Origin of the sequence: Longitalea luteola (genome assembly GCF_017356035.1) — a bacterium.
Lineage (GTDB): Bacteria > Bacteroidota > Bacteroidia > Chitinophagales > Chitinophagaceae > Niastella > Niastella luteola.
The window spans coordinates 1-22,660 of sequence record NZ_JAFIQX010000013.1; the positions used below are offsets into that span (position 1 = coordinate 1).

General features: G+C 43.4%; 14 protein-coding genes and 1 pseudogene. 12 read left to right on the plus strand and 3 right to left on the minus strand.

The window, feature by feature from the left end; genetic code table 11:
* The 4 genes from JUB15_RS24260 to JUB15_RS24275 form a co-directional block, all read left to right on the plus strand.
* Positions 1-2,288 (plus strand): RHS repeat domain-containing protein (locus JUB15_RS24260; RefSeq protein ID WP_305068360.1); only part of this gene is annotated, 2,288 nt, incomplete at its 5' end.
* A gap of 15 nt (positions 2,289-2,303) precedes the next feature.
* The gene (locus tag JUB15_RS24265) at positions 2,304-2,705 is read left to right on the plus strand and encodes a hypothetical protein (protein ID WP_207515250.1); all 402 of its coding nucleotides are present in this window, start codon (positions 2,304-2,306) and stop codon (positions 2,703-2,705) included.
* Positions 2,706-2,877: 172 nt separating this feature from the next.
* Positions 2,878-3,303, plus strand: a complete 426-nt coding sequence (locus JUB15_RS24270) for a hypothetical protein (RefSeq protein WP_207515251.1) — start codon at positions 2,878-2,880, stop codon at positions 3,301-3,303.
* 189 nt (positions 3,304-3,492) lie between these two features.
* On the plus strand, positions 3,493-3,831 hold the full coding sequence (locus JUB15_RS24275) for a DUF6984 family protein (RefSeq protein WP_207515252.1): 339 nt from the start codon (positions 3,493-3,495) through the stop codon (positions 3,829-3,831).
* A 153-nt stretch (positions 3,832-3,984) separates the two neighbouring features.
* Here JUB15_RS24275 and JUB15_RS24280 read toward each other — a convergent pair whose 3' ends face one another.
* Together JUB15_RS24280 and JUB15_RS24285 are read right to left on the minus strand one after the other, a co-directional pair.
* Positions 3,985-5,133 (minus strand): serine hydrolase domain-containing protein, encoded by a 1,149-nt coding sequence (locus JUB15_RS24280; protein WP_207515253.1) that lies wholly within the window; start codon positions 5,131-5,133, stop codon positions 3,985-3,987.
* Between the two features lie 327 nt (positions 5,134-5,460).
* Entirely contained in the window at positions 5,461-5,892 is a 432-nt protein-coding gene (locus tag JUB15_RS24285; RefSeq protein ID WP_207515254.1) for a hypothetical protein, read from the minus strand.
* 693 nt (positions 5,893-6,585) lie between these two features.
* Between JUB15_RS24285 and JUB15_RS24290 the strand changes: the two genes are divergently transcribed.
* From JUB15_RS24290 to JUB15_RS28515, 3 genes and pseudogenes are all read left to right on the plus strand, one after another.
* Positions 6,586-9,894, plus strand: coding sequence for a SusC/RagA family TonB-linked outer membrane protein (locus JUB15_RS24290; RefSeq protein WP_207515255.1), 3,309 nt, complete (start codon positions 6,586-6,588; stop codon positions 9,892-9,894).
* 18 nt (positions 9,895-9,912) lie between these two features.
* Positions 9,913-11,958 (plus strand): RagB/SusD family nutrient uptake outer membrane protein, encoded by a 2,046-nt coding sequence (locus JUB15_RS24295; RefSeq protein WP_207515256.1) that lies wholly within the window; start codon positions 9,913-9,915, stop codon positions 11,956-11,958.
* Between the two features lie 734 nt (positions 11,959-12,692).
* Positions 12,693-13,121: pseudogene (locus JUB15_RS28515) on the plus strand (Hsp20/alpha crystallin family protein).
* A gap of 240 nt (positions 13,122-13,361) precedes the next feature.
* Here the strand turns inward: JUB15_RS28515 and JUB15_RS24310 are convergent.
* On the minus strand, positions 13,362-13,646 hold the full coding sequence (locus tag JUB15_RS24310) for a hypothetical protein (protein WP_207515258.1): 285 nt from the start codon (positions 13,644-13,646) through the stop codon (positions 13,362-13,364).
* A 343-nt stretch (positions 13,647-13,989) separates the two neighbouring features.
* Between JUB15_RS24310 and JUB15_RS24315 the strand changes: the two genes are divergently transcribed.
* The 5 genes from JUB15_RS24315 (at position 13,990) to JUB15_RS24335 (ending at position 22,574) form a co-directional block, all read left to right on the plus strand.
* A complete protein-coding gene (locus JUB15_RS24315; RefSeq protein ID WP_207515259.1) occupies positions 13,990-15,105 on the plus strand; it encodes a glycosyltransferase family 4 protein in 1,116 nt (371 codons plus the stop codon).
* A 288-nt stretch (positions 15,106-15,393) separates the two neighbouring features.
* Positions 15,394-16,008 (plus strand): DUF4136 domain-containing protein, encoded by a 615-nt coding sequence (locus tag JUB15_RS24320; RefSeq protein WP_207515260.1) that lies wholly within the window; start codon positions 15,394-15,396, stop codon positions 16,006-16,008.
* Between the two features lie 342 nt (positions 16,009-16,350).
* Positions 16,351-17,808 (plus strand): cellulase family glycosylhydrolase, encoded by a 1,458-nt coding sequence (locus JUB15_RS24325; RefSeq protein ID WP_207515261.1) that lies wholly within the window; start codon positions 16,351-16,353, stop codon positions 17,806-17,808.
* A 34-nt stretch (positions 17,809-17,842) separates the two neighbouring features.
* On the plus strand, positions 17,843-20,560 hold the full coding sequence (locus JUB15_RS24330; protein WP_207515262.1) for a T9SS type A sorting domain-containing protein: 2,718 nt from the start codon (positions 17,843-17,845) through the stop codon (positions 20,558-20,560).
* A 70-nt stretch (positions 20,561-20,630) separates the two neighbouring features.
* On the plus strand, positions 20,631-22,574 hold the full coding sequence (locus JUB15_RS24335; RefSeq protein WP_207515263.1) for a glycoside hydrolase family 97 protein: 1,944 nt from the start codon (positions 20,631-20,633) through the stop codon (positions 22,572-22,574).
* Positions 22,575-22,660: the final 86 nt, after the last annotated feature.

Below are 22,660 nucleotides of genomic sequence, written 5' to 3' on the forward strand. Positions count from 1 at the left end.
GTGCAGATTTTAATCAATGGGTTTCCGGTTCCGGTGCAACTGCAATTTTTAATAAATCGGCAAATATTGATTTCAGTGTTACCGGTATTACCTATGATGCCAACGGCAATCTGCTCACCATGAATCAGAACGGCCTTAAGGGAAGCACTTCGCCTTTGATAGATCAGTTAACGTATAATTATCAGAACAATAGCAATAAGCTGAGTCATGTGGCAGATGCAGCCAGCGATCCCAATACCACGCTGGGAGATTTTAGAGATGGCAGTAACGGCGCCGGAGCTGATTATAGTTACGACGTAAACGGTAACCTTATACAGGACAACAACAAGGCGATCAGTAATATAACTTACAATTACCTGAATTTACCATCTGTTGTTACTGTTGCAGGAAAAGGAACGATCACTTATACCTATGATGCTGCCGGTATTAAATTGAAAAAAGAGATCGCTGAAAACGGCCAACCCCTTAAAACCATACTTTACACAGGGGGCGCTGTTTATGAAAACGACAAACTGCAGTTCATGATGCATGAAGAGGGAAGGATAAGACCCTTGAAGGATGCTAGTGATAATATAACCGGCTTTACTTTTGATTATTTCCTGAAAGATCATTTAGGTAATGTGCGCATGGTGCTTACCGAGGAACAAACTACCAATATGTATCCGGCTGCTACCATGGAAACTGCTTCAAGCGACGTGGAAGAAGCACTGTATAGTAATGTAAATAACACCATTAGAAGTAATAAACCGGCTGGTTATCCGGACGATACTTCTGCCAATCCAAACGAAAAAGTAGCCAGACTCCGGGGCGACGGAAAAAAAATAGGACCTGCTATGGTGTTAAAGGTAATGGCGGGTGATAAGTTTAATGTACGGGCAAATAGCTGGTATAGATTGAATGGTGCAACGCCTGGTAAACCCGTTAGTCCGCTTAATGACCTTGTAATGGCGCTTACTGCCAGCATAGGAGGAGGGCCAGGCGGTAAAATTGCCGGCCAGCAGGTAAATCCCGGAAAAATGTTTAACATTGGTGCATTAGAGTTTTTAAAAGACCAGCGTTATAATTCTTCACGGCCAAAGGCTTACCTGAACTGGATACTTTTCGACGATCAGTTAAAGTATGTAAGCGGCGGTGTTGATCAGGTAGGTAACGACCAGGAGTTGAAGAAGCATCAGTTAAGCGGAGTTCAAATTAATAAAAGTGGTTTTCTGTATATTTACGTTTCCAATGAGACTCCGAACATTGATGTGTTCTTTGATAACCTGCAGGTAACGCATATACCTGGGCCAGTATTGGAGGAAACGCATTATTATCCGTTTGGGTTGACGATGGCGGGGATAAGCTCGAAGGCATTAAATGGTGGTGGAAATGACAATAACTGCGGTTGTCCTAATAAAGTCGGTTTTAATGGTAATGAAATACAGACTAAGGAATTTAGTGATGGAAGCGGTTTAGAGGTGTATGATTTCAATGCTAGAACTTATGACCAGCAAATAGGGCGATTTGTTCAAATAGATCCTAAAGTGGAGGAAGCAGGTCAAGATGCATTAACTCCTTATCAGTTCGGCTTAAACAACCCAATACTATATAATGATCCCAACGGCGAATGTCCAATCTGTCCATTAGTGCCGTTTATCATTAAAGCCTTTATAGCCGGCGCGGCTGTTGATGCAGGCACTCAAGTTGTCACAAATAAAATACAAGGTCAATCATGGAGCGAATCTTTTAAAAATGTTGATTTAAGGCAGTCTGCTGTTAGTGGCGGGTTTAGTGTTCTAAGTGCAGGATCATCAAATTTTGTTGGAGGCACTAAAGCCGCAACTACTATAACGAAAGCATTTGTTCAAACTGGGTTGGAGGCTGGAGAATCAGCGGCAAATCAATATCTGCAAAATGGGACTATAGATACAAAACAAATGTTCTCGGATGTTCTAATGGATAAGACTGCTGGAGTGTTGACAAAGAATGTTAATGCTAACACAATAAGGGGTGCAGAAAATCAATTAGACAGGGCTCGGCGGGTGGCGGCGGGTGACCCAACAAGCGGTCCAAGACAGCAGAAGCTAATCGATGCTGGAAACAATTTAACTACGCAGCAAACCATTAATAACACAGCGTCTGCAATAACTGGCAGTGCTTTGCAGGAGATCAGTAATGGAGTAAGGAGTTCTAATGGTAACAGTAATTCGATAAAGTCGCTACAATTGCCCGATCTTCAAAAATTAATGACGCCTGTTATTGATAATACACGGGTTGTGACACCTTATTTTCCAAATAGATATAAATAAAAAATTGTATTAGAAATGAAATATTCATTTATCTGGTTAGGAGTACTTGTTTTATTAGGGGCACTATTTTTTTTAAAAGCAAAATGGGAGGTTTACAATGTAGAACGGGATGGGCAGATTGTAGAGATGGAAATTATTAAACTTCCTAATAATTGCAGCATAACCAAAAGAAAATATTATATGGATGTGACTTATCAGGGAGAGATATTTAATAAAAGAATCCCTGTAGGTTTTTGTGATAAACACAAGATCGGCGAGTTAATTAAAATGAAGTATTCAGAAGGCTATGAGACTATATTATTTCCTGAGGAAAAAGTACTGGGTGATTTTATCGCAATAGGTATTTTTATTACTGTCAGTATTGCATCTATCTTTTATGGGATTTTTAGTAAGAAAAAACAAATTTCTAGAAGATAAGTTCGTTTAAATAACTTCAGTTTGTTAACTAGGCCTTCAACTGCGGTTGAACCATGAATGGGTCTCAACAGGGTGGTAGTAGGTGTCGGAGGCCAGCTTAAGGGACAGAACACCACAGTTAAAAGCATTTCGGGTTTGTGGTTTTTATGGCAGCTGAATTATAAGTAATACTATGGTTAAAAAGAAGTCTAGTTTTTTCATTGCACTTATCTGTCCTTTACTTACATGCGGGCATCCAGCAAGAGTTAATGACTGTAATAAAGTGAAATATGGAACTTTCTATTTTTACCCGCCAAAAACAAATGATGAATTTGTTATTATTCGCGACAAACATCTTCAGAGAGAAATAGATTATAAAACGAAGGATACAACTTTTTGGCAACTTAAGTGGAAGAATGATTGTGAGTTTAGTTTAAGATTTATCCGGCAAAGCGGACCGATCTCTGATGACGAAAAGGCTTTTTACAATGCACATGTCAGTGTAGTGCAGATAGCGAAAGTTTCGAAAGAGTATTATGTTTTTAAAGGCGGGTTGGATTCTATAGAAAGTCGAAATGCCGTGAGCGATACGATTTGGTTCAAACCAAGAATCAAATAATCGATATCAAATAAAAAATCGGAGCCGCTTAGCTCCGATTTTTTTTATGGTGCTCCGGTACGGGCGGAAGGACTTAACATGGCTCCTTTATTGGTGATCCTCTAAACTCTATAATTACGATTCAAGGACAAAAAGTTCAATATAGTGCTTTTAAATTAGCAGATGGAACAATAGACATAGGACATATACATGGAGTTGAATAGAAAACCAACGGTTCAAGAGCTTAAGCTTCTTGAATTATTAGTAGCTAAGTCTACTGTTTTATTGCCACCAAATTGGAAAGAAAATCTATTAGTATGTCCAATGAAAGATGGTGGTATGGGAAGTTTATTATTATTTCCGAATAGAATGAGGAATAGTGAACGGATGATGGGTAGGCAAGTAAGTGAGATTCAGTTCACAGATCAGGATGGGGTGCAGGTAATTGCTTCATTGAATGTTGATGAGTCAGATGAGTTATTTGAACTTGATATGTGGAAAACTGATTTCAGTAAGCTTATTAAGTTTCCTGATATTGATAATGGATAATATATCCAAGTATGCACTGGGGTACAATCTCAAATGGTGCAAGCGTCCGCTTACACCATTATGACCTGCAATATGGTAGAGCTGAAAATCGAGGGGCGTTACTGAATGACGTTATCTGACCCCTGGACATACTATAAAGGGGCCTGAATCGTATCATTCCGGAGATATGCCCCCTGCTGCGCTGCAAGCTGATGCAAAGATTTTATCGGCTATTTGTATAAGCCCCCCTTGCGAGGTTTCGTCGAACTCGTTGGAGAGTAAGATGATGCCCGTTTTTGTATCGGGATAGAGAACGCAATAACTTGAGAAGCCGAACGTACCGCCCGTATGCCACAACTTATCGAACTTATTGTACACCCTGTTTATTCGCCAGAAAAAGCCAATGGCTGTACTGTCGGTATACCTTTGCGTGGGCATATGCGATAACGCAACCACTTTGTTTTCTTCCTGCAATTGCAATTTGATGTATCGTACCATATCGGCGGTAGAAGAACGGAGGCCGCCGGATGCCTTCATCAGCGCAGGCATATACGGCATAATATTTCCTTTGACATCATGTCCTTTCGCAAGCCAGGTATTCGGTGAACGGATGAAAGCGGGCGATTGTTTCATAGACAGCGGATCCGAAATATATCGTTTGACCAGCTCCTCAAAACGCGTGTTATATACCTTTTCCAGAATAAAACCCAGCGTCTGCGCCGCCGTATTGGAATAACGGTAATTGAAGCCGGGGATCGTATCAAGTGTTACATGATGCAGATCTCTAAGGAAAAGCGCTTTGGTATAAGCGGCGTGTAGTTTAGCGAGGAGGAAAGGAATGGAGTCTTTAGCATGCTGAAAAAGGTCAGGCCTATGCGGCAAAAACGGGGGCAGGCCGGACGTGTGACTCACAAGATGCCCGATTTTTATGGGCTGCCCCTGATACGACAGATTCGGATAGCGGCCATGCAGGTATTGCCGGATGTCATTATCCAGTTTTATCTTTCTGTCGATTATTGCGCGGGCAAGCAGGAAACCGGTAAAGGTTTTTGAAACAGATCCTATTTCATAGATTGTTTCATGGGTTGGAAGTTTATGGGTTCCCTTCTCCAATGTGCCATAGTTGTAAAAATATGTATTGCCGTTGTTTACAATACCTATCGACAAGCCCACACGCGATGTATCCTGCATAAAAGGCAATACGGCGTTTTGAACGATCGTATCCATCCATCCACCTAAAGTGTTATCGGTAGGTACTGCTCGCTGTGATTGGGCAAAATAAACGGTCATTACAAATAAGGTGGCGAGCATTATTTTTTTCATACCGGTTCTTTTGACGCTTCCTTTCTTTAAAGTTAATCCCAAACTATCGGATTATATCGGAGCTATTTCAAATTAATTGTATTCAGCTAAAACAGTTCTGCCATTCTACGACAGGCTTCGTGATAGTCAATCGGCTTGATCGTGGTAAAAAATTTGAGGGAATAGCTGCGTTAACACTTATTTCGGTAATTGTGACAAATTTTGATGACGGCCAATTTTTGTATTGTGACCGACAACCTATTATACGTCAAACAAGTTTGTTAATTTTGATGAGTTGGGGCTCGGGGCCGGCTGTTTTGTATAGGCGCTGCCCTATCCATCATCGTGTTAATATGGCATCCTTCTCACACCCGTTATCTTGTTGTACAGGAAATAGACTTTGAAATATCCATAAGTATCTACCCATGCTTCACTAATGATATCAAAATCCAGCGAATATTCAATCAGGTATTCAATCGGCACAAGGGGGAGCTCCAGCCAGACCGAGTTCAGCTCAAAGTCAGTAATGATGTTGTTTTCGTCCTCATTATAAAAGCCCGACTCCTGTACAAACAGCCGGATCATTCTTTTTGCCCGTTCAACCGATCCATCCAATGATTGTTCAATAAGCGCTCTGGTTTTGAGCATGTTTTCGGCACGGCCTCTTTCGCCCGGTGCTTCTGGATCAGTTCCGGCGAATCTAATAGGTATCCCGGTTCCTTTGTACTGGATTCTTGATTCCCACAGTTTTAAATCATCGTAAAATGTGAAATCTGTCATTTAACAGTTTTTTATTGATTTCTATTAACAACGACTAAAATAGCATCCTCAAAGCACTTGCGCAAATAAATGGGTAAGTACAAAACGGCGGATCAGGGTGGTTCATGCGTGTTTGCCAGCTGCCGATTCAAACATAATGAAAATGACGAATTGTAATTCCCACTTATTGTATGTTCTTTTGGAGATCCGTAAACGTGATGCCGAATTGTTTGAAAAATTTGCGGGTGAAATTGGTAGGAGCCGTAACCCACCATATACGGTTTGGCTGATGGCAGCTTTGTGATTAAGCCGGTAAGCAGGTCTCACCGATAAGACCTTACAAGTGTCTGGTTTACGATACGGCTTTGAATTCACAAGCCCAAAGAATTCGCGCGGTAAAATTCATTTTCTTAGGTCAATGATTGTCAAATAAAAATTCGTCTCTGGCGAAATTTTGAACATATTATACCAAAAATTGAACCTTTTTTTTCCCCTCCAATAATAGGTTTGACGCATAAATTCTGATTGCTGCTATGAGCGCCTGCTCGTAGAAGCGAAAGGCGCCCCCTGGCCGGCCGAAATTGCCCATGACCAAATTGTAAACCAAGAAGGTCATTTTTTGAACCTTTCCTCCCACAGTTACAGATAGATTTGAAGAACAGCTAATTAAAGATACTAACTGGCAAATTTAACTTTCACAAAAACGATTGCAGTATGAAATGTAAGTTGCTTCTCCTTACACTGATGCTATGGACTTGTAACCTGTTTGCGCAGGAACAAAAAGTATCGGGAACCGTAACTGAGAAAAGCACGGGATCAGGCCTGGCCGATGTCTCCGTGACAATTAAAGGAACAAATATTGGTACCCGCACAAATGACAAAGGTTTCTTTTCTCTCCTGGCGCCCACAGCAGGCAACATTGAACTGGAGATCAGTTTAGTGGGTTATGGTAAAAAGCTGGTGGCCGTGCGAGGCACTGAGCCGCTGAATATTACGATTGAAAAAGAAGCGGCCAGCCTGAACGAAGTGGTTGTGATTGGGTATGGTACCGTAGAAAAAAAGAACCTGACCGGTTCTGTTGCTTCGGTGAGTGGAAAAACCATTGCAACGGCGCCGGTTCCCAATATCGCCCAGGCGATGCAGGGGAAATTACCGGGGGTTAATATTATATCACAGGATGGCCGGCCGAATGCCGATGTGGCCATCCGGGTGCGGGGCGGTGGCTCCATCTCACAAAGCAATCAGCCCCTGGTGCTCATTGACGGAGTGCAGGGTTCTTTGAGTGACATTCCTGCCGACCAGGTGAAAAGCATCGATGTGCTGAAAGATGCATCTTCTACTGCTATTTACGGCGCCCGCGGCGCCAATGGGGTCGTGCTTGTTACAACAAAAGGCGCCCAGGCGGGCAAAACAACCATCAGTTATAATGGCTATAATAAATGGAATACGCCAACAGGCTACCTGGAATCGCTAAACCCATACGATTATCTAAGGTATGTATGGGCCAACGCAGCCGCCAACGGCGCTGCTTTTCAAACGCCTTTTGAAAAATTGTATGGTTTGGGCGCCAATGCCGGTAACAATACAGGCGGTATTGAAAGCTACCGCAACCTGGCATCCACCGACATTCAGAAACAGGTATATAATAGTTCAATATCCCATAATCATGACCTCACTGTTACCGGCGGTACGGAAAAAACGAAAATTTATTTATCGGCCAACTACCTCGATGAGCAGGGCATGAAGCTGAACTCTTATTTAAAACGCGCCAACCTGTCGTTCAAAGTAAGTCAAAAGCTGTTCGACAATGTTACACTCGCATTGGATACCCGTTTTATAGATGTTAAAACCCTGGGCGATGAAGGTGTAACGAATGGCAGCGGGTCTTTACTTTCCAGTTCTTATCGTTTCCGGCCCATTGCCACTTCCGATATTTTAGGCGATGTAAATGCGCTCAGGACGGGTAATATAGAACAATATGGAAAGAATTCAATGTGGGACGAGTATAACCCGGCAGCCCGCATTGCAGATTACAACCCGCTTTTACTTAGTCAAACCCTGCGCAGCATAGCATCCCTGAACTGGGAGGTTGTGAAAGGACTTACTTATCATACTGACCTGTTTTATCAAAAAGGATGGGATCAGCGAAAATATTGGTCGGGCGCTATTTACAACAACTATATGGATGATGTGAATGGTAGAAAGTTGTTTGCCGGTGCGGCTGATTATCGTAAATCTGACAGCTGGCAAATGCGTTGGTCAAATACGCTCACCTATCAATTCAAGCTCGCTGATATTCACCGGTTGAATGTAATGGGCGGTTATGAAGTATTCAATACAGGCGGCACCGGTATGTCGATACAGGCAAACCGTTTCCCCGCCAATTTTGATGAGAAAACGGCTTTTGCGCAAATTAACCAGTATGACCAGACAGTTGGTTCGGCAACATTTTCTTCAAGTGTGGCCACGCCCAACCGTATCACTTCTTATTTCGGCCGGGCAAACTATTCTTTGCTCGACAAGTACCTGCTTACACTCACGTTCCGTGCCGATGGCTCTTCGAGGTTTGCGCCCAATAAACGTTGGGGGTATTTCCCGGCTGCCGCTTTTGCCTGGAAGGTATCTGACGAAGCCTTTATGAATGACATTACCTGGTTAGATCAATTAAAACTACGCCTTGCTTACGGTGAGGTTGGTAATGACGGCATTCCTGCTAATTCCTGGTCTCAGTTGTGGACCTCGGTTACTGACCAGCGAATGCAATATGCCATTAATAACCAGCGACAGTCTGCTTATGACCTGGCCACAACAACCCTGGCCAATCGCGATCTGAAATGGGAAACAACTATTACCCGCGGCGTGGGCGTTGATTTCTCTTTATTTCAAAACCGGTTGTCAGGTACGGTTGATGCATATTGGAACTCTACCAGGGATCTGCTGATGCTGGCCACCATTCCCGGAATTACCGGTTTCACCACAACTTATCAGAACCTTGGACAAACAAGTAACAAGGGGATAGAATTATCGCTTTCCGGTACGGTGTTCGAGAACAAAGACTGGAACATTACTGTAGGCGGTAATGTCAACTTCAACAAAAGCAATGTAGACGAACTGGCTGAAAACATCTCTCTTCTTTATGGCGCAAACTGGGCCGGTAGTGCCTCTTACCCGGCTGCCGATTATACGCTGCAACAGGGACAACCGGTTGGCCTGGTTCGTGGGTTAATTTATGATGGTGTTTATACACCTGATGATTTCCAATACAATAATGGTTTGTATACTTTAAATAAGGGGACGGCAGACCTGGGTAATTTCATTGGTGTTGTGCATGGGCTTACAGCTAAGGACCGCCCTTCTACCCAATATGCCTATCCGGGACTTCCTAAGTTTAAAGACCTTGATGAGAACGGTATTATTGATGCCAGCGATGTGACCGTTATTGGCAAAATGGTCCCTGTTCATACAGGAGGGTTCAATGTAAATGCTTCTTTTAAAAACATCGATTTTGGCATGTTCTTTAACTGGAGCTATGGTAATCAGATTTACAACGCTAACAAACTGGCTTCTTTGTACGGCCCCAAAGAAGCAGGCGTTTATGAAAACAAACTGGCCATACTCAATAACTCATATAAAATATACGATGTAGTGAACGGGCAGCTGCAACGGCTTTCGACCCCGGAGCAGTTAAACGCGGCTAATAGAAATTCAACATTACCTACTGCTTATAATGAAATAGGGGTAACCTCCACCCTGGGTATTGAAGACGGTTCGTTCTTGCGCCTGAACACGCTTGTAATGGGGTATACCTTTCCAAAGCCAATAGTGTCGAAGGCGAAAATCACTAACCTTCGTGTTTATGGAAGCATCTACAATGTATTTACCATAACAGGCTATAAAGGGCTTGATCCCGAAGTAAACGTTGACGATTCGCATAACAATGCCAGGTACCCAACTACCGGGCTCGATTTTGGCGCATACCCCCGGGCACGTTCTTATGTGGTAGGAGTGAACCTTAGTTTCTAACGATTAAAAAGCGAAAAAATGAAAAAATTAACCAACTATATACTTGGAATAACATTGTGTATTGCCAGTGCACAATGCAAAAAAGATTTCCTGGATGCCACATCACCGTCGAATGTAGACGATAACTTCGTTACCTCCACACCTTCGGAAACATTCAAAACACTTGCGTGGTGTTATGCCAATTACCGTCAAAACTGTATAATGGGAGTTTACCGATGGAATGATCCTATAGGGTCCGATGCCGAAATGTATCCTGAAGAAAGTTCCAGTAACAATATGAATGCCATTTTACGATCTGATCTGTTACCGATAAATGCGGTTGCAGGAGGATTCGATAATTTGTATACCACACTGGCCCGTGCAGCCAAAGTAGCTAACGTTATTGCCGCAAAACCAGAATATCAGGCCGATGCGGCCGCCGGTAAACCTACGGAATGGACACATTTATATGGTGAAGCAATGACCATAAAGGCGCTGTGCTATTTTGACCTGGTAAAACATTTTGGGGATGTGCCTTATGGCTATGAAAACAGCTATGTGGTAGATTACTCACTCACTTCACGGTTTGCCATTTACGATAGCCTGATCGCTGCTCTTAAAAATGTAGAACCCCTGATGTTTAAAATAGGAGAGGGCGGAATAACTGCCGAGCGTTTATCAAGAACGTATTGCAACGCGCTTATCGGGCAGCTGGCGCTTTTCTCAGGCGGTTTTCAAACTATACGCACTGATGTATCGAATTTATACGGCAGCGTGACTTTTACTAAAAAAGGTGCTGAAATGTATGGCTGCGTATATGCACGGCGTACCGATTATCTCGACTACTACAGAACTGCTGAACAATATTTACAGGCAGCAATTGATAATAAAGGCAGCTCCGGTTTAATTACCTCCGATGGAAGGGCCTATGCGAACAATCCGTTCCAACGGCATTTTCAGTATTTTGCCGATCTGCAGGTTAGTCCCGAGTCTTTGTTTGAAATAGGTAACATCCAGGCGGGGCAACAGGCAACCTCCAGCGAATACCCGTATGCTTTTGGCCGGCCGTCGGATGGTGGCAGTAATAATGCCGCCCCGGCCAAAGTGTTCGCCGCTATTCGCATTATTCCAAGCTTTTACTATAGTGAATTTGAAAACGGGGATAAACGCAGAGATGCAAGTGTAACGGTTACAGGCAGTAAAGGCGATGGAAATGAAATGATCCTTTCTTTCAAACCCGGAAATAAAAATACCGGCGGTATTGCAACAAACAAATGGGATGATAATCGCATGAACCCGCCCTATGTTACAGCGCAACGGAACTCTGGTATGAACTGGACCATGTTGCGAATGGCCGATGTAATACTGATGTTAGCCGAAGTTAAAGCTGAATTGGGCAAGGACGGGGAAGCCATTACCCTGGTGAACCAGATACGGCAAAGAGCCTTTGGTAATGCAACCCATAATGTAAGCGGCATATCGGGCGATGCTTTGAAAGAAGCGATCTTACAGGAGCGTAAACTGGAACTGGTAGGTGAAGGAACACGCCGCTGGGACCTGATACGTTCGGGTAAATTTCCTGAAAAGGCCTTAGCGGTTCGGCAGGAGATGACCACTATGATCAACAACCTCCGGACAAAAGGCTACCATACCTTTGCCAACGGCAATGAAATATCCAATTATATCTGGACAAAAATGGTTCAACTAACAAACCCATTGACGTTTGATGTAGCAGATAGCACAAACCCGGCGCTGTATCCCGGCTGGCGCGGGCAATTTAATTATAGTACAATAGATGCTATAAAAAGTAAGGTCGTTGGTACCAACCATAACCTGGCAATAGAGGGCCTGTTTAAATATATCGATCCGGCAAGCGCCAAAGCTATTTCCCTGCAAAGCAGCGGATTTGTAAGAACCCCCTGGGGAATTGACATTGTAAACAGCGCAACCAGCTATGACCGGAATATTCTTTCGGGGATAACTTCACCAACTGATCCGCCAAGATATTACTGGCCAATACCATTCGAAACGATCAGTAAGTCGAAAGGACAGGTCACAAACGGTTATGGCTTGCCACAATCATAATAAGGCGCCGGTGGCAATACTGTTACTGTAACTACTGCGGCCAATTTAATAACCTATGCTACTGCTGCCAGCCCTTATATAATCAGGGTTTCAGGCACGATAACGTTAAGCAGCAGACTTGATGTTGCTGCGAATAAAACCATCGAAGGCGTTAATACCAGTTCAAAGATCAGCGGTAACATAAACATAGCAGTAAACAATGGGATTATACGAAACCTAATTATTACAAACCCATCCGGAGATGGCATATGTATTTGGGGAGGCACCATGTGTGGGTAGATCATGTGTCATTTATTGACTGCGGGGATGGCTCTCTGCGATATTAATCACCTGGCCGACTATGTAACTGTTTCATGTTGTAAATTCTCTTATCCTACGCAGGTTGACCATGTAGTAGAGCATTGCGATTGAAGAAGTCCGGATGGAAAACAGGCACTTGATTCCAATTGCGGTCGTGAGTCCTTTAATCCTGGATTGTAAATTAATGCTTTCTGCTATTCCATAGTATATGTGCTTCATTCTCAGTTACTTTATTGCGCTCTGAAATTTTTTCCGGAGCCCGCTGACTGCGCTTGCAAATTTTTCAGCTTTCTTGTCAATATTACAATTTAGGTCCTTTTTGCACAGCGTTTGTATAGTCAAAATGTAAATGAAAACAATAAAAAGGAGGTTATATGGCTAACATCATGAAAAGGAACAAAGGTAATGGTAGTGCAGTGGCTTCCAGATCCTTGATGCCTTTTGGTGGTTTAGTTGATAGCGTCTTTGGGAACACGTTGAGCCGCTTCTTTGACGATGACTTTTGGGGCTTTAATGGTTTAGTATCTTCCAGTGAGGTTCCTGTAAACATACGGGAAACTGATAAATCCTATGAAATGGAAGTGGCTGCTCCAGGTCTGAAAAAAGAAGACTTTAACGTGAATATCAGCAATAACATGCTGACCGTATCCTTTGAGCACAAATAAGAAAACAAGGAAGAAAACAAGAGTGAAGGTTACTTAAGGCAGGAGTATCGCATGCAATCTTTCTCTCGCAGCTTTACTCTTGATGACACCATCGACGCCGACAAGATCAGCGGCCAATATAAAGATGGTGTGCTTCACTTAAGTCTTCCTAAAAAAGAAGGCGCACAAAAAATCACCAGGAATATCGAGGTTAAGTAAGCTGGCTGCTACAGTTGGTTTAAGAACGTTTTTTTAACGTATTAAGTTCACCGGAGCGTGTACTTAGGATTAGCAAAACTGGCCTTGCTAATCAACATATTGCCGGAATATAGTGATAAAGTACTTAAAGGCTGCTCCAAAGAAGTTTGGAGCAGCCTTTTTTAAAAAAAATCACTTGCTTAATGCCTTTCACGATTTCAAGAAAATTTATGCGTAACCTCCTTATCGGAAGAATGGATATTATCCGTATCGGTGATATACGGAATCAGGCTGCTTCGTAAAGTTGCCATTTGAAACCACATCTTTTTGTGGGGCTTTACTAACTCGTTGCGCTGGCATTCTCTTTTCAATTGCCGGCTTTTTATTTGTGTTCCAGATTAAAATTTCTTTTACCGCGAGCATCGAAACGATTATAAAAGCCAACGGCATGAGTAGCATACCCAGGAACAGGGCTGCAGAGAATCCAACGGCGATTAGGAAAATTGCAAGAAATGAAAAACAGGCTTCCAGGATTCTTTTTTTCATAACCTTCTGTTTTTTACGGTCTCATACAAACAACATTCCTGTGCCCCTTCTGCAATTCCTGTTTGAAATTTTGGCAATCAGCAATGAAAAAATTTCGTTTGCGAATGAAAAAATTGCACTTTCTGATCAATGGTATTTCTTTTGATAACGGCGTTAAAAAAGGAGGAAGTCTATGAATTGAAGGAAGCAGGAACGTTATGCGCAATACATAATACATGCGAAGACTTAGGTAAATCCTTTGCAGACGCAGTTAGGCTAACAGTGTTTTTCCGGGCCAGAAAATGTAAGGCTTTAAGCAAATAAGCACGCTTCCATTTAGCGAAACATAAAAAAAGAAAGGATTATGAGGATAGCACAAGTACCACCACTTTATGAATCCGTTCCTCCAAAGCTCTACGGAGGTACAGAAAGAGTAGTATCTTACCTTACAGAAGAATTGGTAAAGCAGGGGCATGATGTAACTCTGTTTGGAACAGAAGATTCAATGACAAAAGCAAATCTTCACGCTGTATGCAAACAGGCCACCCGGTTAAACGAAGCATGCATAGACCCCATTGCCTGGCATATTTATCAAATGCAGATAGTAATGGAGAATGCGAATGAATTTGATATAATTCATTTTCATAATGACTATTTGCATTTTCCCCTTTCCTACCTCAATCGGTACCGGCATGTCACCACTCTTCATGGAAGATTGGACCTGGACGATATTAAGCCGATATACCAAAAATTCTATACTATACCGGTCGTTTCCATTTCAGACGGCCAGCGTAAACCTTTGCCGTTTGCCAACTGGGTGGGCACCGTGTATCATGGCCTCCCAAAAGAACTTTACAAATTAGGGGAAGGAAAGGGAGATTACCTGGCATTTCTTGGACGTATATCCCCTGAAAAACGTCCTGACCGTGCTATTCAAATTGCAAAACTTGCAGGCATCAAACTGAAAATAGCGGCAAAAGTGGATAATGCCGACAAAGAATATTTTGAAACGAAAATTAAGCCTTTGCTTGATCATCCATTGATTGATTTCATTGGAGAGATCGGAGAGGATAAGAAAGGTGAATTTTTAGGGAACGCAATGGCTCTGTTATTTCCAATTGACTGGCCGGAGCCTTTCGGAATGGTTATGATAGAAGCTATGGCAAATGGTACTCCTGTAATTGCATGGGATCAAGGCTCTGTTCCGGAAGTTGTAGAACATGGGAAAACCGGTTTTATTGTAAATGATATGGAACAGGCAGTTGAAGCGGTGGAAAGTATTCATAAGTTAAGCCGCCCATTGATCAGGAAAATATTTGAACATTCTTTTACCGCTTCAGTCATGGCGAATAAATATATGCAGCTCTATGAACGGATTTGCGAAAAAAAGAAAACTCTTTCCCGCCGACCGGAAATAGATGTTCCGTTCAGGAAAGGAAAGTTTAATTCTATTGTTAAGACCGATGCTTCTTTATCTTGAAGGGGAAGTTGAAAATCTGTCAACAAGATGAAATTATTTCAACAAAAAATGCTGAAAAGATGAAATAATTTCAGAAGTTTTATTTTTCAAGTTAATGGTATCTGTTTTGATCAGGTGGATCGGGAGGAACGATATTATGATGTTAAGTTATAATCAGGATCCATTTCAATCTAATTGGAAAAAACACTTTAGCAGCCTGTTTTGGCTTTTTGCCTTTTTAATAGCTTTGGCAACTGTCGTAAAAACCTTGACCGAACAATAAAATCTTTACTTAAAAAGGAGGTAGCTATGAAACATGTTCTCAGATGTTCTTTAGTGACCTTTATAAGCGTATTGATCTGCTCTTGTTCGCCTGTAGTACATGTTGAAAAAGATCCCACAGTTAATCTTGGCAGTTACAAGACTTATGCCTGGGTGGATACCAAAAGCTCAAAAGATGAGAATGGCACCAGCGCGTCGGAGTTTGCCAAACTCTCCATACAAAATGCCGTTAATGAACAACTTCAGCACCTGGGGTGGAAACAGGTAAACGATCACCCTGATGTATTGGTAACCTATGATATTTTAGTAGAAAGGAAAGTAGAGGAAAGAAACAATCCGGTGTTCATGCAACCGTTCACCCGCTTTTATTATAACCCTTTCTTTCACCGCTGGGCAGCTATTTATTACCCCTCACGTTTTATCGGCTATAACACATATACCGTGCCTGTAAGGGAGGCTACGGTTAGTATTAGTATAATGGATGCAAAAACAGATAAAAAGGTATGGCAGGGGTGGACTACCGAAGCTGTGGACAGCAGGTTCCTTGCAAAAGATGAAGTAAGATCGAGCGTAAACAGGATCTTTAAAAGATTTGACGCAAGTGTGTTAAAAGGAGCTGAAATAGCGAGCAAACAGGTCTAAAAAAGGTACCATATTTTTAAGCTTGTCTAACGGTAAAAAGTACAATAAAAAGTAGGGCTTGCATTGGCAAGCCCTATTTTTTCATCTGTTACTTTTTTGATTTCGGAAACGTCCGGTCTGCCTTAAAAGGCGTTTAATCTGGTGAGAATCAGCATCTCTGCAACATTTTTTGCCATGATCCGCAACATTTGAGGACCGTGTTTCAAACAATATCCCGGTAGTTTTACAGCATTCAATAAGAGAAAGATCGCCTGTTATTGAAAACAGAGGACTCGTCTGCAATACTCAATACCAACGGCATCAAGCGTAGACAAATAGTATGTACTCATGTAAAATGTAGATATGAAACTAACCAAAACTACCCGTTTCAATGGAATCGGGCTTTTAATTACTGCACTCATTTTTACAAGCTGTCAAAAAAAGGGAAACCCCATTGCTCCGGAGCTCTCCGCGGCTCCATCCCTGATTGATCTTCCCGCAGCTGGTGGAACGGCGGATTTGACAATTAATGGGAACGCACAGTGGAGTATCAGCAACGCTGCTTCCTGGCTGCTGTTAAACACAATATCAGGCAAAAGCGGCAGCAGTACCATCAAATTAACCGCAGGTTTCAATGGAACAGGTGCTTCCCGTTCTACGGTATTGACGGTAAACGCTGAGAATGGACAGGCAAGAAGAGTAACGGTTTCACAAGCTGCCGGGCTCTATCCCACATATAATACCTCTCCCAGGGCGCCTGATTCAATAGGAATGAGTACCGCCGTACAATTGGCTGCTAAATTCAAATTAGGCTGGAACATTGGGAATACATTGGAAGCTATCGGCGGAGAAACGGCCTGGGGTAATCCTCACATCACTGAATCCTATGTAAAAGCTGTAAAGCAGTTAGGTTTTACTGCTATTCGCTTACCCTGTGCCTGGAATACTCATGTCGACAACAAAGCCACTGCACACATAGATCAAAACTGGATGAATAGAATAAAAGAGGTTGTCGGCTATTGTGTCAATAACGGAATGTTTGTTATGCTGAACATTCATTGGGATGGCGGCTGGCTGGAAAATAACATCACTAAAGCAAAACAGGACTCTGTCAATGCCAGGCAAAAAGCATTGTGGGAGCAGATAGCGACCGCCATGCGCGACTTTGATGAGCACCTCATGCTTGCCAGCGCTAATGAACCGGCTGCCGATAATGCCGAGAAGATGGCTGTCTTAGCATCGTACCACCAGACATTCGTTAATGCTGTTCGTTCTACTGGTGGAAGGAACAGCCACCGCGTTCTTATTGTTCAGGGCCCAAATACAAACGCGACATTGACAGCTGACTTGATGAACACACTTCCCAACGACCCGGTGGCCAACCGCCTGATGGTTGAAGTGCATAACTATTTGCCATCGCAGTTCTGTTTTCTGAACGAAGACGTGAGCTGGGGTAAAATGGCTTACTACTGGGGCAGCGGTTATCATTCAACCGTTGAGCCTGACCGTAACGCTACGTACGGAGAAGAGAACGACCACATTGCTGACTTCAATAAAATGAAAACAAAATTTGTTGATAAAGGGATCCCGGTTCTGATGGGTGAGTATGGCGCTTACAGGCGGGATGCTTCCGCTCATGTTCCCAAAGAGCTGGCCCTGCATAATGCCTCGGTGGACTATTGGATAACCTTTGTAACAAAACAGGCACTGGCTCATGGTGTAAAACCTTTCTGGTGGGATACAGGCGGCGCTTTGGATAGAAAAACCAACACAGTAAAGGATCAGCGTACAATTGATGCGCTATTGGCAGGTGCGAAATAGATGTTTTTTGATTTAATTAAACGATTGAAACTTTATGAAAAAAAATCTACTGAAACCATTTAAGCAAAAGGGCACACTACTTTTTGTTTGCGGACTTATTATGTCCTTTGAGATCTTCTCGCAAACAACAGCCAGCTATACATGGAAGAACGTAGCTATTGGTGGTGGCGGTTTTGTTTCCGCTATTATCCCAAGTAAGACGCAGCAAAACCTGGTATATGCGCGAACGGATGTAGGGGGCGCTTACAGATGGGATACTTCAACCAACAGTTGGATCCCGCTGACAGACTGGGTAGCTGACGATCAGGTGGGCTATCTGGGCGTTGAATCACTGGCGCTGGATCCTAATAACCCCGGCAGATTATATATGCTTGTAGGCATCGGTTATTTTAATAATGGTAGAACAGCCATTCTTCGATCTACAGACTATGGCAACACATTTACCATCACAGATGTTACCACTCAATTCAGGGCGCATGGCAATGGTATGGGGCGGCAAACCGGTGAAAAGCTGGTAGTGGACCCCAACAACAGCAACATTCTCTACTGCGGCACGCGATGGAATGGGTTATTCAGAAGTATCGATGCTGGCGCCACCTGGAGCAGGTTGAGCGCCCTTGATGTAATTACAACCCCTAATGAAAACGGGATAAGCTTTGTGGTTTTAGACGGAAGCAGTGTTTCAGGCGGTGCTACCCAAAGGATCATTGTAGGCGTTTCGCGCAGCGGAAGCACAAACCTGTACCGAAGTGATAATGGCGGACAATCATTTTCTGCTGTTTCTGGTGCTACCACCACCTATATGCCGCATCGCGCTGCTTTGGCCGGTAACGGGAACCTATATGTTACGTATGGCAACGGTGCAGGGCCGCATGGTCATTGGTCACAACCAGAGCCAATGGACAATGGAGCGATCTGGAGGTACAATATTTCCACAGGTGCATGGACAAACATTACACCTGCTGGTTTCAACAGGGCATTCGGAGGCATCAGCGTTGACCCTAATAATCCTAACCGGATGGTGGCCACTACCATCAATACCTATATGAATCAAAATGGTCCCTGGGGTGACAGGATCTTCCTGAGCACTAACGGTGGTTCAAGTTGGGTGGATGTCGTAGACCGCGGATTTACGCTTGATCCCAATGGTGTGACATGGGTCGCCGGCCACGCTATACATTGGGCGGGCTCAATAGAATTCGACCCCTTCAATACGGAAAGAGTTTGGGTCACTTCGGGTAATGGTGTGTTTGTAAATGATAACATCAGCTCCAGTGGTACCTGGCGATTTACAGTAAGCGGGCTTGAAGAAACGGTGCCGCTGGGTTTGGAAAGTATCCGAAATGGCCCTGTCATTTCTGTTATTGGCGACTATGACGGATTCAGGCACACGAACCTTGAGCAATACGCACCGATCCATAATCCACAAATGGGCACCACTACCGGATTGGCAATAGCTGCTCAAAACACCAGCAAAATTGTCCGGGTCGGAAACTTCATGTATTATTCCAATGATATGGGATTAACATGGACTCAAAGTAATATGAATGGCATTAAAGGACAAGTGGCACTATCAGCTAATGGTACAATCATTTTACATTGCCCGGCGGAATCTACTGTCACATACCGCTCAACTAATAATGGATCTTCGTGGTCTGCAGTGAGTGGTTTAAGTGTTGATGAAGCACGACCGGTTGGCGATCCGGTCAATTCAGATAAATTTTATGCATACAATCCTGCAAATGGAGCGGTAATGGTGAGCACCGACGGCGGCTTGTCGTTTTCTCAGGCAGGGTCAGTTTCAAGCTGGGGCTCCAAAGTCATCAGGCTAACGCCCGGCATGGAAGGTCATGTTTGGATAGCTTTGAACAATGGAGGCCTGGCACGTTCGAGCAATTCCGGGCAATCATTTTCAACCATAACTGGTGTGAGTTATTGTGGAGCGGTTGGTTTTGGTGTCGCCGCGCCAGGAGCGAATTATCCGACGATTTACATTTGGGGCACCGTCAACAATGTCACAGGTGTTCATCGCTCAACAGATCAGGGTACTTCGTGGGTGCGAGTCAATGACGATGCGCATGAATATGGCGGCCCGGCAAATGGACAATTTGTGCAGGGAGATATGAATGTCTTTGGAAGAGTTTATATGAGTACTGCTGGTAGAGGTATTGTTTATGGAGAACCTGCCTGTACGCATACCACAATCACTCCGTATGTACAGCTTAATGGCGGAGCCTGGCAGCAGACAGCCAATGCTACTGTAGCTGCAGGTAGCAGCGTACAATTTGGTCCACAGCCTTTGCAGGGTGGATCGTGGAAATGGAACGGACCTAATAATTTCAGTGCTGTTACGCGCGAAGTGATCATTTCAAATATCCAGGTTAACCAGGCAGGGAACTATGTGGCGACCTACACCAATAGCGGCGGATGCCAAAGCACGCAGATCTTTAACTTAACGGTGACCGGTTCCATACTGAGACAATACTGGACAGGAATCAGCGGAACTGCCATTAATGTTGGTGTTGGTTTATATCCGAATCCTGCCAGTAAGGGAAAGTTCACGATCCTTCTTCCCGAGGTTACAGAAAATGCGGTCGTGCGAATTTATGATAACCAGGGCAGAATGCTTTATGAAAAAGTTGCTAAAAGCAATAACAGGATAGAGGTCGATGCGCGGTTGAAGGCAGGATTTTATCTTGTTAAAGTAAAGTCGAAAGCATTTAGTTTCACCAGGAAGCTCATCGTTAAATAACAGATCTTTCACCAGTTATTGTGAATGCTTCGCTGCAGCATTCACAATTTATTAATCATATACTTTGAAAATGAGTTTAAAAAATGCAATTCTTTCAATTTGGCTCTTCATTGGAACATTTGATCAGTTACAGGCACAGCAGGTTGCTCAATTACAAAGTCCCGACAAGTCCATTGCGCTACAGGTATTTTTATCAGCTTCAGGTGAAATTCAGTACAGGGTACAACGATCCGGCGTAAATGTCATTCATCTTTCGGCTTTAGGCGTAATGATGAAGGGGCATGATTTTACCCAAGGCATGAAGCTGGTCAGTACATCAAAACCGGAACGTGTAGCAGATCACTACAAAACGAAGAATGCAAAAAAAAGCAGCATCGTTTACCAGGCCAATCAATTGGTGTTGACTTTTGCCAATGTGGAAGAGAGAAAAATGGACATCATTTTCCGGTTATCCAATGACGGGGCGGCTTTCCGCTATTCTTTCCCCTGGATAAACGATCATGAAACGATCGTTAAAGAACTTTCCTCATTTGCATTTGACAAAGGAACAAGGGCCTGGTTGCAACCCATGAGTGAAGCAAAAACAGGTTGGCAGCAATGTCATCCGTCTTATGAAGAACATTATTTGCAGGATATTTCTGTTGGCGCCGTATCACCGTTAAAGTCGGGTTGGGTGTACCCGGCTTTGTTTAAAACAAATGATACATGGGTGTTGATCACGGAAGCAGCACTTGATGGTACTTATTGCGGCACAAGATTGATCAATGATTCTGCCTCGGCTGTTTATACGATCGGCTTTGCCGATCCCAGAGAAGTGTTTACAGGCGGTGGCTATTTGCCGGAAAGCAATAAGCCATGGCTTACACCCTGGCGTATTATAACAATGGGAAGTTTGAAAACAATTGCAGAATCAACATTGGGTACCGATCTGGCGCCGGCTTCCCTGTTAAAGGATGCTTCTTTTGTTAAACCCGGAAAAGCCAGTTGGAGCTGGATCAATAGCAAGGATGACAGCATCACTTTCAATGAGCAAAAAAAATACATAGACTATGCCTGTGACATGCACTGGCGGTATTGCCTCATAGATGCAGACTGGGATACCAGGATCGGATATGATAAAATAGCTGAACTGGCAGCGTATGCAAAACAAAAAAATGTTGGATTGATCTTATGGTACAATTCTGCAGGTGACTGGAACACGATTGCCTATCATCCTAAAGATAAATTGCTTACAAAGGAGGGAAGGGAAAAAGAATTCAGCCGTTTGCAGGCATTCGGCATTAAAGGCGTAAAGATCGATTTCTTTGGCGGAGATGGCCGGAGCATGATCCAATACTACATCGACATTTTGCATGATGCCGCAAAATATAAGCTGCTGGTAAACTTTCACGGCGCTACATTGCCAAGGGGCTGGCAAAGAACATACCCTCATCTCATGACAGCGGAAGCAATTTACGGAATGGAGATGGTGACATTTGATCAGGGTGCAGCCGATAAGCAGGCAAACCATTGTACTATGTTGCCCTTCACCAGGAACGCATTCGACCCGATGGATTTCACTCCAATGAATCTTACGGGGCTTACAACGTCTAATTGCATCAGAAGAACCACACCCGCCTTTGAACTGGCCCTTGCGGTATTGTTCCTCTCGGGCATACAACATTATGCCCAGGCGCCGGAAGGAATGGTGCAGGTACCCAATGATGTGAAAGCGTTTTTAAGAGGGCTTCCAGACAGCTGGGACGATGTAAAATTTGTGGACGGTTATCCTGGAAAATACGCTGTCATCGCCCGGCGAAGCGGTAACCGGTGGTTCATCGCGGGCATTAATGGAGATAAAAATGAGAAGAAAGTAAAAATTGACCTGGCCACATTTAAGAAAAGCAAGGTAACGTTGTTCACAGATGGAACCGGGAGTGAATTGTTTTCAAAGGCAGTTCTTAATGCTGCAAAGCAGAAAAAATGTGATATTACGTTGAATGCAAATGGTGGCTTTGTAATGGTGCTTGAATGATTTATAGTGCCGGGGAAAAAGATCGTTGGTGCCAAAGACAATCATGTAATAGGACGAAGCATAAAAGTGTTCTGGTCGTTAATTTC